We start from the raw sequence: 14413 nt of genomic DNA on the forward strand, positions 1-14413 counted from the left end.
GTGTTTCTATCACTTGGGGGAGTTGCGGTCGCGCAGACTGCGACGCTTGTCGTTCCTGGCGAGGTCAAAACCTATGTCATGAACCAGGAAACGCCATCCGTCACTGTCGGCCATACCGCGACAAGGGCTCCGGCAACCTTGCCAAGCGATCGGATCAACCATTCTTTTCTTGACCGCTCGTTGCAAGCATAGGAAGGGCGAAGCTTCGCTTCTATGCCAATCCACTATCCAATCGTTTGCATGAAGAGCCCCTTTACTCTCAAAAAGCGACGCCCGACATGGGTCGACAACGCTTCACCAGCGAAGTTCTGACTGAATACGGCAACATCGCTAAAACCTCTCTCCTTTCAGCAGGGATGAGGAAACCTAGCCTGATCGTGCCGACGGAAAGACGGACCTAAGTCGGACTGGCCGTCTCAGGACGGGCTGCGCATATACTGATTCAAATAACGTGAAGGTCCGCGGAGGGGTGTATCAGGAGGAGGATATGAAGTTCGGCGCCAACAATCATGAGGAGCGTTGCTCGGAAGGTCATCGCTCTGCCTCGATCATCGCAACGATCAAAGCAGCCCTTTCTGCCGATCCGGACATCGACAGCAGCGCCATCGAGATCAGGATGCTCGGCCCTGTCGTACTACTCGAAGGCTATATCACAAAAGCCGCAGACCGTGACAGAGTCATCTCGGTTGCCGCGCTGATCGTGGGCGGGGAGAACGTCCACGACCGGATGCTAAGCCGCTTCCCGACGCAGTAATGGACTGTACTTGCGGGCTAGGACTAAAGTCCGACAACGTCCACGGCACGAAGTCCCGGTGCCGGAACACTTGTTCCGGTTTCAGGTTTGACCCTCCAGCGGAATCAACCGCATCAAAGGAGGAAAACACATGGATATCAAAGCAGTAGGAATTGCCGCTAGTATTCTATTGGCATCGACGTCTGCCTTCGCTCAGTCATCTACGGTGACTGGTGCTGCAGGTGGCGCTGCAGCGGGTGCAGTTGTCGGCGGCCCGGTGGGCGCGGCGGTTGGCGGCATTGTCGGCGGTGTTGCGGGCAGCGTCATCGATCCGCCGCCGCAGAAGGTCGTCACCTATGTTCAACAGGCTCCCGCCCCGACCAAGCGCGTCGTCGTGAAGGAAAAGGTCGTCGTCGGACAGCCTCTGCCGGAGACCGTCGTCGTGACGCCGGTTCCCGATGATCCGAAATATGCATACGCGATCGTCAACGATGAGCGTGTGATCGTCGAACCTTCCTCCCGGAAGGTGATCCAGGTCCTTCAGTGACCGAAGGGCAGCTCCCGCCGCCCCTTCCAAATAATCAGGGCATGCATGTGGCGCATTGGAATGCGGACTGCAGGGCGTGTTCGAACGTTGGAGAATGAATTATGAAAAGCAACCATTTTGCCATGCTCGTGGCAGCACTGTCACTCAGCGTATCGCCGCTGGCGACACTGCCGGCTGTAGCCCAGCAGGACACCAAGAGCGGCAATCAAGCCCAATCCGGTTCCCAGAGCACGGACTCCGGTTCGCAGGCGGGCTCCGGCAAGACCGGCACCGACTGCACCCCCGACGCTTCGGGAGCCTGCCCACAGGGCAAGGCTCAGTCATCGCAGCAGAAGTCCGGCAGTTCGGACACCCAGAAGAGGGCCGAGCAGCCTGCGACCGATAGCTCGACGAGCGGAACTGCTTCCGGTAAGGCTTCAACGGAAACTAAATCCGGATCGCAAGACGCCGGCGGTGGCACCACCACCGAACAGAAGCCCACCGCCAAATCCGGCAGCACCGAGACCAGCGGCGGGGCCACCTCAGGGGCAAAAAGCACCACCACGCAGGGCGGCGATGCGACGAAGCAGTCGACCGACCAGAATGCGACGACAAACAAGAGCTCGTCCGAAACCAACGTCAACATCTCGGTCGAACAGCAGACCGAAATTCGGTCGGTGGTGAAGGAGGTCCATGTAGCGCCGGTGAAGGAGGTTGACTTCACGGTCTCCCTCGGGGTGAAAATCCCGAAGAAGGTGCGGCTCGAACCACTGCCGCCGCGCATCGTGAAGATCGTTCCGCAGTATGAAGGCTATCGCTTCTTCATCCTTGCGGATGGCCGGATCGTTATCGTCGATCCGAATGCTTTGACGATCGTCTACATTATCGAGGCCTGACGCCCGGGTCTTGGCGGCGTTTGCCGATCGACATCTTGCCTCGCTCCATGTCGAGGCAGCCGGCCAACAAGCAAAATGCCCCGCAAATTGCGGGGCATTTTGCACTACCCGTGCCGCCGGCCGGAGGGACTCGACAACGTAGAATAGGATGACATGGTTCAAAGATGGTCAATTAGCTCTGAGTTACTAACCTTATTGCGAAACTTCTCTCGCGCTGAGATCAACTCGATGGATAACCTTAGACCCCAGCGTTCCTTGCCGGTTATAGTTGGGCCCTCGCAACCTCCTTCGGCTAGCTAGTCCTCGCCATCAAACCGCGGCAGCGGCTGAATATTTTCCGCCCAGGCCAGAGCCGACCGGCACCATATCTGTTTCTTTGGCGTCAGGTCCCGCCGCTGGTCGATGCTGCCGAGACGGATACCGATCGAGCCGCCTTCGCCATCGGTTCGATAGAGCGGTGATCCGCAATTCGCACAGAAGAATTGCCGGCTGAGGGCGCCGCTGTCGCCATGTTTCGGATAGCTGCGCGGTTCACCCGAAACAAGCGTGAAGCTTTCCGGTTGCGCCGGGGCGGTGACGCGGTAGGCCGAGCCCGTCAGTCGCTGGCAATCGGTGCAGTGGCAGATCGACACCCGCTCGGGATCGATCTCCGCCTGATAGCGGATCGCGCCGCAATGACATCCTCCCGTTATATGCATCGGCAACTCCTCAATCCGCCGGCTGTGCGGCCGGGCGGGCGGCATAGAAGGTCTTGGCATCCGCCGTAAAGGCGGCCCGTTCATCGGCACTTGTGTAGAACATATGGCCGCCATGGTAGAGTTTCAGCCCGACACGGACACTGGCGAGCGATGGCGGCAGGTGGTCGACCACATAGCGGCTGACGCTGTACGGCGTCACCAGATCGCTGTAGCCATGTGCGATCAGCAGATGGAAGGCCGCGTTCGAAGCGAGCAGCTGCCTGATGTCGTCGGTGGCGCTCGCCTGGAGGCGTGACCCGCCGCGGCCGCCGCCCCAGTCCCAGCGCCGGCTGATGTCGCTGTCGAGCAGCGAATAGGTCATTTCGGTTTTGAAGCCGAGCTCGTTACGGGCATAATCGGCGAAGGCGCCGCCATAGGCGCGCGTGAAGCCATCGAGGATGGCGTCATCGCCGCGGTCGTAATCGGATTCCGGATAGGGATCGGGCGCCGCGAAGGAAGCATCGTAGGGGCTTGCCACCTGGCCGCCGCCGTCCGAGTGCTTGACGAAGGAATTGCCGAGGAAACCGCGATTGCGGGCGACGATATCCTGCGGAATGCCGGTTAGCCCGGCGATTCTGCCATAGAAGGCTGCGGCATCGGCGCCCGTCGGCGGCGGGCCGGCGAGCGTCGTCAAATAGTCGCCGAGCGCGAAACGCTCCGCTTGCCTCTGCTTCTCCTCGGTAAAGCCATTTTGCCGGTCGAGTTCGGCCGCAGCCAGCGATGGTAGCTCGAGCGCCGCGCCGAGCGCGAACTGGTCGGCATTGAACATCAGCTGCCCTTCGAGCAGCGGCGAGAGCATCACGGCGCCGGCGACGACGATGCCCTGGCTTTCCTGCAGGGCGGAGGCGACCTTGGCGGCGCGGAAACCGCCATAGCTTTCGCCGAGCAGATATTTCGGCGAGTTGGAACGATTATTATGCGCGACATAGAGCGCGATCGCCTTGGCGATGCTCTGGGCATCCGAGTTGACGTTGTAATAGTTGGAGGCGTCGTCCGCCTTCGCCGTCCGGCTCCAGCCGGTCCCGATCGGATCGATCAGCACGAGATCGGTAAAATCGAGCCAGCTTTGCTCGTTATCGACGAGTTTCGCATGGGCGCCGTCACGTGCCTGCGGCCCGAAATCGAGCACTTTGGGCCCGACCAGCCCGAGATGCAGAAAGGCGGAGGCCGCGCCCGGCCCGCCGTTGAAGGCAAAGGTCAGCGGCCGATCCGACCCGCCACCGCTGGCGACATAGGCGGTGTAGAAGATCGCGCCGGTTTGCGCTCCGTCCTGACCGAAGAGATCGAGAGTGCCGGCGGTCGCGGTGTAGGCGATCTTCCGGCCGTCGACCGTCAACTCGTGCTCCGTGACGGAGTCGGCCGGCAGCAGCTTCAGCACGCCGTCGCGCGCACTGCGCTCGACATTTGCCTGGCGCCCGCCGCTTTCCTGCGCTGGGGAAAGGGCAGGCCCCAGCGACGCCATCAACGCGGTGAGCAGAAACAGGGTTCGTATGCGCACGATTTGTCCTCCGGGCGGATGCAGGCTGAGATAGCGTAGCATCCGCGGCTGGCGACCGGCATCAAGAGATGGTGATGGACCGGTGGGGCTAGACTTTCTCGACCGCGTGCACATTCACCTCCAGCGCTCGGCCGGCCCTCCAGCCGTTGATCGCGGCCCCCAGCCCGAGCGCGATGAACAGAACCGCGCACCAGGAAAAGCTTCCGGTCCAGCCACGGATGAGGCCGACGATCAGCGGGCCGATTGCGGCGAGCAGATAGCCGACGCATTGCGCCATGCCGGAGAGATGGGCGGCCACATCGGGATCGCGCGAGCGCAGCACGATCGTCGTCATGGCGGCCGCGATCAGTCCGCCCTGGCCGATGCCCTGCAGCACCGCCCACAGCCAGACGCTCGAAAGCGGCGCAAAGAGCAGCCCGAGCAGAGCGGTGACGGCGACGCCGCAGAGGCCGGCATTGATCAATCGCTGATCGCGGCCGCGCACGGCGATATGCGGCACAACGAGGCAGGAGGCCGCCTGCACCATAACCGAGAGCGAAACGATCGCCCCGGCCGTGACGCCGTCGAGCCCGCGTTCGCGCAGGATGGGAACCAGCCAGCCGAAGACGCAGTAGGCAAGCGCCGATTGCAGCCCCATGAACAGCGTCACCTGCCAGGCCAGCCGGTCCCGCCAGAGTCCGTCGACGCGAAAGCCGTTTCGCCTTGCTTCGGCACCGCCGCGAAGGACCTGCGGCAACCAGATGAGGCCGACGGCGAGCGCCGGCAGCGCCCAGGCGGCGAGCGCGCCTTGGAGAGAGCCGCCGAGCGCATGTTCGATCGGCAGCGTCAGCCCGGCCGCACTGGCAGCACCTACGCAGAGCGCCATCGTATAAAAGCCGGTCATCAGCGCGGCGCGCGTGAGGAAGTCCCGCTTCACCAGTCCCGGCAGCAACACGTTGCCGACGGCGATGCAGGCACCGGCAAGGGCCGTGCCGATAAAGAGCAGCGGCACGGAGGAAAGCCCGCGCATGGCTGTGCCGAGCGCAAGCAGCAGGACAACGCCGAGCAGTGTGCGTTCGGTTCCGATGCGCTGGGCAAGACGAGGCGCAAGCGGCGAGAAGACGCCGAGGCAGACGACCGGAAGCGTCGTCAGCAGACTGGCGCCAAGCGCGCTCAGCCCGAGTTCGGAGCGGATCTCCGGCAGCAGCGCCGAGGCGCTCGAAAAGACCGGGCGCAGGTTGAAAGCGATCAGCACGAGGCTGGCGCCGAGCAGCAAACTGTCTGCTCCATCCCGTACCGGCACTGCCTGCGGGGCGGGAAAGCTGCCTGCCTCGGCATCGATCAGCAATTCGTCGGCCACGTCAAGCGTGATGGCGGCATTGTTGGAAGGCGTGTTCATGACAGGATCATCCGATCGAGTGCAGCAAGAACGGGCGCCATGAATCGGCGCACCGCCGCATCCGCCTGGCCGGGATCGCCGGTGTCGATCGCATCGACGATATCGACATGCGCCTGCATGTCGGGTTCGGGAATATCCTTGCCGAGCGTCGCCGCAATCGTGTCGGCGATCGAAGCCGAGAAGAAATCGTAGATCTCGATCATCGCCCGATTGCCGGAAGCAGCGATGACCGCCTTGTGGAAGGCGAGGTCCCGTTCGATGAAGGCGGCTTCATCGCCGCCGGCGTAACTGCCGCGTTCGTTCAGCAGCCGGCGCAGCTCGGCAATCGTCTCCGGCGTCTTGCGCATTGCTGTCAGTCGTGCCGCCTCGACATCGAGTGCTAAGCGCGCTTCGAATTGATCGCGCAGGCTGGCGCGCCGCGCCATGGTCAGCGGGCGGCCGGCGTCGCTGGTCGAACGCACATAGGTGCCCGACCCCTGCCGGGTTTCGAGATAACCCTGGGAGACAAGAACCCGCACTGCCTCGCGCACCGTGCCGCGGCTGACGGAGAGCATGGCCGACAACGAGGCCTCGTTCGGCAGCTTGTCGCCGACTGCCCAGCGCTTGCCGACAATGTCGCTGCGGATTGCCTCGATCGCCTCATCGGCGAGATTGGTCTTGCTGAGCGCCTGCATCCTCTACTCATAAAGTCATCAGATGACTTTATGAGTAGAAGAATTCCGATCATGCGTCAATGTCGGAAACTCAGGCAACAAAAAAGGGCCGCCTCGGCGGCCCTTTCCATGAGTTTGGCCTCGAACTGGCCTGGACTGTCAAAGCAGCCCCAGGAAGGCGGGTCTTAGAGCGAGGGCTGCCTCGCTTTCATCACCACTTCCATGCCCGATACGAGGTCCGAAATCTCATTAGACATTGGATCACCTTCCTTTCGTTCTGTTGCTGATAGGGAAAAGGTAGGACGATTCGCGCCAGATGCAAGAAGAAATTGCACTCGAGACATCCACCTGGGTCGGACCCGCGTTCACAAAAGAACACAGGCTTTTGCCGAATTTGAAGTTCCACTCGGTCACCAAACCGTCATGATCGGCCTGCAAATCAGTCGCGCGTTAAGCTGTTATTAGCCGTGGCGTTCGACAATTTAGAGCATGCCCGCCGATGCCGCGGGTTCCGGAGCAAAAGAGCCATGTGTCGCTGGGCAGCCTATCGCGGAGACCCTCTCTACCTTGAGGAGCTGGTATCCTCGCCCGCCCATTCGCTGATCGAGCAGTCCCATTGCGCCACCCGCGCCAAGACGGCGACCAATGGCGACGGCTTCGGCATCGCCTGGTATGGCGACAGGCCCGAGCCCGGCCGCTACCGCGATATCCTGCCGGCCTGGTCGGATTGCAATCTCAAGAGCCTGGCGCGGCAGATCCGCTCGCCGCTCTTCCTCGCCCATGTCCGCGCCGCCACCGGCGGCGGCACGCGCCGGGACAATTGCCATCCCTTTACCCACGATACTTGGTCATTCATGCACAACGGCCAGATATCGGGCTTCGAGCGCTTGCGCCGGCCGATGGAGGCGACGCTTGACGACGAGCTGTTCAATGCCCGCAGCGGCACGACCGATTCCGAGCTGATGTTCTTGCTGGCGCTGCAATTCGGCCTGCGCGAGGCGCCGATCGCCGCTATGGCTGACATGATTGGTTTCGTCGAGGATCTGGCCGAAAACACCATCGGCTCGATCCTGCTGCGCTTTACCGCCGCCTTCTCCGACGGCAAGTCGCTCTATGCGATCCGCTATGCCACGGATCGCAAGGCGCCGACGCTCTATGCCTCGCCCGTCGGTGCCGGCTACTGCCTGGTCTCCGAACCGTTGAACGACGATGTCGACGCCTGGGCGGAGATTCCTGATGGCAGCGCCGTCATCGTCGGCAAAAACAGTATCGATGTCGCGGAATTCCGGCCGGAAAAGCCGAGCAAAGCCAAATCGCAACGCATGGCTGTCTCGGCATAATCCTTTCCGAAAAACGGGATCGATTTTCGATGAGGGATTATGCGCGGAAGCGTTCGGTGATCAGCGCCGCCAGCCTTTCGGCGACCTCTTCCTTCGTCAGGTCTGGCCATTGCTCGACGCCGTCGTGGCGAATGAGTTTGACGCTGTTGCGGCTGCCGCCCATGATGCCGGTCGCAGGAGAAACGTCATTGGCGACGATCAGGTCGGCGCCCTTTCGCTCGAGCTTCGCCTTGGCATTGCTTTCCACGTCCTGCGTCTCGGCGGCAAAGCCGATCACCAGCCTCGGTCGCATCGTGTGATGTCCGAGGGTCTTCAAGATGTCTGGGTTCTCGGTCAGCGCCAGCGTCGGAATGGATTCACCCGGATGTTTCTTCAGTTTCTGGTCGGCGGCCGAGGCCACCCGCCAGTCTGCCACCGCCGCCACCATCACGGCGATATCGGCCGGCAGCGCCGCCAGCACGGCATCGCGCATCTCCTCGGCCCGCTCGACATGGACAACATTGGTGCCGATCGGGTCGGCGATCGACACCGGCCCGGAGACCAGCGTCACGTCGGCTCCGAGCTTCGCCAGGGCTGCGGCGATCGCGTGCCCCTGCCGGCCGGAGGAGCGGTTGGCGATATAGCGCACCGGATCGATCGGCTCATGGGTCGGTCCCGAGGTGACGATCGCCTTGCGTCCTTTCAGCGGCTTTTCCCCCTCCTCGAGCATGGTGTCGGCCGCCGCGACGATCGCCAGCGGCTCCGCCATCCGGCCGAGCCCCGCCTCCCGGCTCTCAGCCATCTCGCCGGCCATCGGCCCGACGAAGCGCACGCCGTCGTCCCTGAGTCTCGCCGCATTGCGCCGTGTCGCCGGATGCGCCCACATTCTGGGGTTCATCGCTGGTGCGGCCAGCACCGGCCTGTCGGTCGCGAGAAGCACGGTCGAGGCGAGATCGTCGGCTAGGCCGTTCGCCATCTTCGCCATCAGGTCGGCGCTGGCGGGGGCAATCAGCACGAGGTCGCAGTCGCGCGCCAGCCTGATATGGCCGACATCCTGTTCGTCCTGCCGCGAAAACAGATCGACAAAGACGTGGTCGGCAGCCAGAGCGCCGACGGCAAGCGGCGTGACGAATTCCTGCGCCCCCTTGGTCATGACCGGACGCACGCTCGCGCCGCGCTCCCGCAGCCGGCGGATCAGATCCAGGCTCTTATAGGCGGCGATGCCGCCCGAGATGATGAGGAGGATGCGTTTGCCGCTGAGAGCCATGGTCTTGTACCCGTCGCTTTTCTGACCGGCCTCGACCCTAAGCCTTTGGCGGAGAACATGCAATCGCGCGGACGACAGGTATCGGATCTGCTCGAGACGGGCGACTGGTTGCGTCGGCGAGGACCCCTCCCCAACCCCTCCCCACAAGGGGGAGGGGTCTTTCCGCGCCCGACCCTGGTCGATGGCGGCAGCCCGGTCTCAACTGCGGGTGATCGAGATGCCGCCGTCGACCAGCGAGGCCGTACCGGTGACGAAGCTCGCATCGTCGGAGGCGAGGTAGAGTACCGAGCGGGCGACTTCATCCGGTGTCGCGACGCGTTTCAGCGCGTGCATATTGGTGATGGCGGCCTGCTTGTCGGGCGTATTGTTCACGTCGCGGTACATGTCGGTATCGACGGCGCCCGGCAGGATGGCGTTGACGCGCACGCCCTGCGGTCCGAACTCGGCGGCCAGCGCCTGCGTCAGGCCGATCAGGCCGGATTTGCTGGCGGCATAGGCGGCAATGCCGGGAAAGGCGAAGCTGTAGCCGACGAAGGTCGAGGTGAAGATCACGGAGCCGCCGCCATTGTTCGTCATCGCGACGATCTGATGCTTGGCAGCGAGAAAGGAGGCGGTCAGATTGACGGCCAGTGCCTCGCTGAAGTCTGCTTCCGAGATACCGGTGCTCGGCCCAGCTTCGCCGATGATGCCGGCATTGTTGAAGGCGATATCGAGCTTGCCGTAGTTGGTGACGGCAGCCGCGACCAGCGCCTTATGATAATCTTCCGAGCGGACGTCGCCTGCAACGGCAATGGCTTTGCCGCCTTCTGCCTCGATCTCCGCGACCAGGCTGTCGAGTTCACGCTCGCGACGGGCGCCGACGACGACCTTCGCACCTTCGGCCGCAAAGAGCTTTGCCGTGACGCGGCCGATGCCGGAGCTTGCGCCGGTAACGATCGCGACCTTGTTGTTTAAGCGGTTCATGGTTCCATCTCCTGTTGTTGATCCGAGGCGGCCCCTGCCGTCCCTTTCGTTGACCAGAAGATGGCATGTTCATTTCGTTCGGGTTAGTCTCCAGATTAAGGAACTCGAATTCGGAAATACCGAACGATGATCAGGATAGAAGGCATTGCGGCTTTCGTCGCCGTGGCGGAGGCAGGCTCGGTCAGCGAGGCGGCCAGGAGGCTGCGGCTCTCCAAGTCCGTCGTCAGCGAAAGGCTGGCGGAATTGGAGAAGTCGTTGGGCGGCGTCCTGCTGCACCGAACGACCCGCAAGCTCACCTTGACGGAGGACGGATCTGCATTTCTCGAGCGCGCCGCGCGCATCGTGCGTGAGATTGACGAGGCCGCCGTCGACATGGCCGAGCGGCGCGGCACGCTGTCCGGCCCGATCCGCATCGCCGCCCCGGTCACGTTCGGCCGCATGCATCTCGGCCCGGCGCTCTACCCCTTTCTTGCCGACCATCCCGACATCGAGTTGACGCTCGACATCGATGACCGCCGCGTCGATGCGGCCTCGGACGGCTACGACGCCATCATCCGCAACGGCCCGATCGCCGACAGCCGACTGGTCGCCTGGAAGCTCACCCGCAGCCGCCGGCTTCTCTGCGCTTCGCCGGATTATCTCGCCCGCGAGGGAACGCCATCGTCGCTCGCCGATCTGAACCGCCATCGCGGCGTCTTCTATACCAATCGCGGCGTTGCCGACTGGCGCTTCGAGACCCCGGAGGGGGCGGTCGTCGTCCGCGCCAAACTGGCGCTCGGCATCAACAATGGCGACATGCTGCGCGATGCCGCGATTGCCGGCCTCGGCATCGCCCTGCTGCCGGCCTTCATCGCCGGCCCGGCCATTCGCGAGGGCCGGCTTGCCGAAATCGATGTCGGTCACAGGCCGGAGGCCGAATTCATCTATTTGGCCCATCCCGAGGGCCGAAATCCCTCGGCCAAGCTCCGCGCTATCGCCGATCACTTGAGGAAGAGCTTCGGGGATCCGCCCTATTGGGATCCAGCGGGTTAACACATGAATTCGAACGCCCACCAGAATGAAGATATGCCGCCGCCAGCGCGAACCGTGAAAACCGTGATCGCAGGAGAAAAGCATTACCTGACGCGCGGCACAGGTGCCTATCGCCGCGCCAGCCTGGCGCTCTTTCTCTCCGGTTTTTCCACCTTCTCGCTGCTCTATTGCGTGCAGCCGCTGTTGCCGGTCTTATCGCAGGAGTTTTCCGTCAGCCCGGCCGGAAGCTCGCTGTCGCTGTCGCTCTCCACCGGTTTCCTGGCGGTTGCCATCGTCTGCGCCGCCGCCGTCTCGGAAGGCCTTGGCCGCCGCAGCCTGATGTCGATATCGCTGGTCGGTGCGGCGTTGCTGACGATTGCTACGGCTTTCGCCCCGAATTGGCATCTGCTGCTCGTCATCCGCGCCCTCCAGGGTCTCGTTCTCGGCGGCGTGCCCGCCGTCGCCATGGCCTATCTTGCCGAGGAGATCGATCCCCGCGGCCTCGGCGCCACCATGGGCCTTTATGTCGGCGGCACGGCCTTCGGCGGCATGTCCGGCCGCGTGCTGACAGGCATCTTCGCCGAATATCTTGGCTGGCGCCCGGCGCTCTTCTTGATCGGCGCCATCGGACTTGCCGCGGCGATCGGCTTTATCGCCCTCCTGCCGCCGTCAAAGAATTTCGTCCGTCGGCCGGGTTTCGATCCGCGTTTTCACGCCAGAGCCTGGCTTGGCCATCTCAGAAATCCGGCGCTGCCCTTCCTCTTCGCCATCGCCTTCCTGGCGATGGGCTCCTTCGTGACGATCTACAATTACGCTGGTTTCCGCCTCATGGCGCCGCCTTACGGCCTCAATCAGACCGAACTCGGATTGATCTTCACCGTCTATCTCTTCGGCATCGGCGCCGCCTCGATCGGCGGCCTGCTGGGAGACCGGATCGGCCACTTTCCGGTGCTTCTCTTCGGCCTCGCGCTGACGGCCGCCGGCAGCGCATTGACGCTCTTCGCGTCGCTGCCGTCGATCATCCTCGGTATCATCGTGCTGACGACCGGCTTCTTCATGAGCCATTCCATCGCCAGCGGCCTTGTCGGCAAGCTTGCCCTCGGCAACAAGGGGCACGCTTCATCGATCTACATGCTGGCCTATTATGTCGGCTCCAGCCTCATCGGCTCGGCCGGCGGCTGGTTCTTCGCGGTCGAAGGCTGGGCAGCCGTCGTCATCTTCACCCTTGCCATGCTGGCGCTCGCCTTTATGTCGGCCTGTGTCGCGCACCACTTCGCAAGGAGAAAGGCATGATCAGCATCGACCGTCTCGGCCATCTCGTGCTGACCGTCGCCGATATCGCCATCATGCTTCAGGTAAGGCCCGCCCTTGAATCAATCTAGTCTGAGATAGGGCACGTCCTTCCTCGCCACCTCATCAAGCGCCTCGTCATATCCGGCATCGGCATAGCGCATCACGCCGAGCGCCGTGTCGTTGGTGAGCGCGTGGTCGAGCCGTTCTTCGGCGGCATCGGTGCCATCGGCGATCACGGTGACGCCGCAGCTCGTCATGTAGCCGGCATAGCCGCCGCCGCCGGAATGGACGACGACGAGATCGGCCATCGAGGAGCAGAGCATCATCGCATCGATCAGCGGCCAGTCGGCGATCGCGTCGGACCCGTCCTTCATCCGCTCGGTCATGATATTCGGATGCGCCATGGCGCCGGCATCGAGATGGTCGCGGGAGAAGGCGACGGGACCTTTCAGCACACCGCTCGCCACCAGCGCATTGACGCGAAGAGCAAGCGCCGTACGTTCGCCATGTCCGAGCCAGGCGATGCGTGCCGGCAGCCCCTCGAAGGGCACGTGCTCGCGCGCCAGCCGGATCCAATTGGTGATGATCTTGTTGTCGGGAAACATCTCGATGAGCAGGTCGTCAATCCGGGCGATATCGCTCTCCTCGCCCGACAGCGCCATCCAGCGGAACGGCCCGATCGCCCGGGCAAAGAGCGGCCTGAGATAGGCCTCGGTGAAGATCGGAATATCGAAGGCGTTGGCGACACCGCCCCCTTTCGCCTGCGTGCGGATGAGGTTGCCATTGTCGAAGACTTCGGAGCCCTTCTTCTGGAACTCCAGCATCGCGGTGACATGATCAACGATCGAGGCGCGGCTTGCCGCCATCAATTGCCCCTGGCCGTCGTCGCGCAGGCCTCTGACCTGATCAAGGCTCATGCCCTTCGGTACGTAGCCATAGACGAGGTCATGCGCCGAGGTCTGATCGGTGACGATATCGGGCACGATGCCGCGCCGAGCGATCTCGGGATAAACCTCCGCCGCATTGCCGACGAGGCCGACGGACAGCGCCCGCTTCTCCTTCGCCGCCGCATCGATCATTTCAAGCGCGGTATCGAGATCGGGAGCGATTTTCTGGAGATAGCCGATCTGCTGGCGTTTTCGCGCCCGCTCCGGATCGATGTCGACGCAGAGGATCGCCGCGCCTGCCATGCGGCCGGCGAGCGGCTGCGCCCCGCCCATGCCGCCGAGGCCGGCCGTCAGCACGAATCGGCCATGGAGATCGCCGCCGAAGCGGCGTTCGGCGATGCGCATGAAAATCTCGTAAGTACCCTGGATGACGCCCTGACTGCCGATATATTGCCAGGCGCCGGCCGTCAGCCCGCCCCAGCAGATCAGCCCTTTGCGCTGCAGCTCGTAGAACACTTCGGCCTTTGCCCATTGCCCGACGATGTTGCAGTTCGCCATGATGACGAGCGGCGCCTTTGCATGGGTCTTTACGACCCCGATCGGCTTGCCTGACTGGATGAGCAGCGTCTGGTCCTCATCCATCTCCGTCAGCGCCTTGACGATGCCCTTGTGCGCCGGCCAGTTGCGCGCTGCCTTGCCGAGCGCGGCATAGACGATCAGATTGTCGGGATCCTCGCCGACGGCGAGCACGTTTTCGAGGAGCCGCAGCAGCGCCTCCTGTCGCCAGCCCTTGGCACGCAACTCCGGTCCGCCGGGAATTGGAAATTTCGGATGGCGTGGATTGGCCTTCGGCATCACGGGTTCCTCGCTTGGTTCTCTGCTTTTTCCTTCTCCCCGCTGGGGAGAAGGGGAAGCTAATTGGTCACTTGCCCGGCAGCGATTCCACATAGGCAAGCGCCGCATCGAGCAGACGCCGTCTCAGGGCATCGTCGCCGTAAGCCTCGGCGGAGGCGCGCAGCCAGCCGTGCATGACCCGCTCGCCCATCAGCATCCGGATTACGCCGGGCAGAGCCAGCGCCCAATCATCATTGCCCTTGCCGAGACGGATCAACATGCCGTCACTGCGCGCGCCGCAGAGAAGATTGCCGTTCAGCAGGAAGGCGCGGCCGCCGAACATGGATTTTTCGCTGAGGCCAGGGCGATCGCCGAGTTCCTCACGCAGCAGTTCTTCAAGGCCGGGATCGCGTGCCAT

Annotated in this window: 14 protein-coding genes; 6 read left to right on the plus strand and 8 right to left on the minus strand. The window is 63.2% G+C overall.

The genetic code is table 11. The features are described from left to right. Nucleotides 1-487: 487 nt before the first annotated feature. The 3 genes from HJB91_RS05345 (at nt 488) to HJB91_RS05355 (ending at nt 2155) form a co-directional block, all read left to right on the plus strand. On the plus strand, nt 488-754 hold the full coding sequence (locus HJB91_RS05345) for a BON domain-containing protein (RefSeq protein WP_168295355.1): 267 nt from the start codon (nt 488-490) through the stop codon (nt 752-754). 130 nt (nt 755-884) lie between these two features. Then, nucleotides 885-1280 carry a DUF1236 domain-containing protein gene (locus tag HJB91_RS05350; protein ID WP_221153594.1) on the plus strand — a complete coding sequence of 132 codons (396 nt, stop codon included), beginning with the start codon at nt 885-887 and terminating at the stop codon, nt 1278-1280. Between the two features lie 101 nt (nt 1281-1381). After that, the gene (locus HJB91_RS05355) at nt 1382-2155 is read left to right on the plus strand and encodes a DUF1236 domain-containing protein (protein WP_221136311.1); all 774 of its coding nucleotides are present in this window, start codon (nt 1382-1384) and stop codon (nt 2153-2155) included. Between the two features lie 296 nt (nt 2156-2451). Here the strand turns inward: HJB91_RS05355 and HJB91_RS05360 are convergent, their stop codons facing one another. The 4 genes from HJB91_RS05360 to HJB91_RS05375 all read right to left on the minus strand — a co-directional run bounded on the left by HJB91_RS05360 (nt 2452) and on the right by HJB91_RS05375 (nt 6442). Then, nucleotides 2452-2853 carry a GFA family protein gene (locus HJB91_RS05360; RefSeq protein ID WP_221153595.1) on the minus strand — a complete coding sequence of 134 codons (402 nt, stop codon included), beginning with the start codon at nt 2851-2853 and terminating at the stop codon, nt 2452-2454. 10 nt (nt 2854-2863) lie between these two features. Beyond that, nucleotides 2864-4390 carry a S10 family peptidase gene (locus HJB91_RS05365; RefSeq protein WP_210629479.1) on the minus strand — a complete coding sequence of 509 codons (1527 nt, stop codon included), beginning with the start codon at nt 4388-4390 and terminating at the stop codon, nt 2864-2866. An 88-nt stretch (nt 4391-4478) separates the two neighbouring features. Next, nucleotides 4479-5768 carry an MFS transporter gene (locus HJB91_RS05370; protein ID WP_221153596.1) on the minus strand — a complete coding sequence of 430 codons (1290 nt, stop codon included), beginning with the start codon at nt 5766-5768 and terminating at the stop codon, nt 4479-4481. Further along, nucleotides 5765-6442 carry a FadR/GntR family transcriptional regulator gene (locus HJB91_RS05375; protein WP_210629477.1) on the minus strand — a complete coding sequence of 226 codons (678 nt, stop codon included), beginning with the start codon at nt 6440-6442 and terminating at the stop codon, nt 5765-5767. Before HJB91_RS05375 ends, HJB91_RS05370 begins: the two co-directional genes overlap by 4 nt. A gap of 506 nt (nt 6443-6948) precedes the next feature. On the opposite strand from HJB91_RS05375, the gene HJB91_RS05380 reads away from it, so the two are divergent. Next, a complete protein-coding gene (locus HJB91_RS05380) occupies nt 6949-7761 on the plus strand; it encodes a class II glutamine amidotransferase (protein ID WP_221145787.1) in 813 nt (270 codons plus the stop codon). A gap of 37 nt (nt 7762-7798) precedes the next feature. Here HJB91_RS05380 and coaBC read toward each other — a convergent pair whose 3' ends face one another. Beyond that, the gene (gene coaBC, locus HJB91_RS05385; protein WP_221153597.1) at nt 7799-9007 is read right to left on the minus strand and encodes a bifunctional phosphopantothenoylcysteine decarboxylase/phosphopantothenate--cysteine ligase CoaBC; all 1209 of its coding nucleotides are present in this window, start codon (nt 9005-9007) and stop codon (nt 7799-7801) included. A 198-nt stretch (nt 9008-9205) separates the two neighbouring features. After that, the gene (locus HJB91_RS05390) at nt 9206-9970 is read right to left on the minus strand and encodes an SDR family oxidoreductase (protein WP_221153598.1); all 765 of its coding nucleotides are present in this window, start codon (nt 9968-9970) and stop codon (nt 9206-9208) included. A 126-nt stretch (nt 9971-10096) separates the two neighbouring features. Here HJB91_RS05390 and HJB91_RS05395 point away from each other — a divergent pair, with 126 nt between their 5' ends. Beyond that, nucleotides 10097-11002: a LysR family transcriptional regulator gene (locus HJB91_RS05395; RefSeq protein WP_221153599.1), complete on the plus strand. Its 906-nt coding sequence runs from the start codon at nt 10097-10099 to the stop codon at nt 11000-11002. Nucleotides 11003-11035: 33 nt separating this feature from the next. Further along, nucleotides 11036-12274 carry an MFS transporter gene (locus HJB91_RS05400; RefSeq protein ID WP_221146012.1) on the plus strand — a complete coding sequence of 413 codons (1239 nt, stop codon included), beginning with the start codon at nt 11036-11038 and terminating at the stop codon, nt 12272-12274. An 80-nt stretch (nt 12275-12354) separates the two neighbouring features. Here the strand turns inward: HJB91_RS05400 and HJB91_RS05405 are convergent, their stop codons facing one another. Further along, nucleotides 12355-14016 carry a urocanate hydratase gene (locus HJB91_RS05405; protein WP_221153600.1) on the minus strand — a complete coding sequence of 554 codons (1662 nt, stop codon included), beginning with the start codon at nt 14014-14016 and terminating at the stop codon, nt 12355-12357. Nucleotides 14017-14083: 67 nt separating this feature from the next. Then, nucleotides 14084-14413, minus strand: coding sequence for a TfoX/Sxy family protein (locus tag HJB91_RS05410; protein WP_064800414.1), 330 nt, complete (start codon nt 14411-14413; stop codon nt 14084-14086).

It is taken from the genome of Rhizobium sp. NLR10b (genome assembly GCF_019685435.1).
Classification (GTDB): Bacteria; Pseudomonadota; Alphaproteobacteria; order Rhizobiales; family Rhizobiaceae; genus Rhizobium.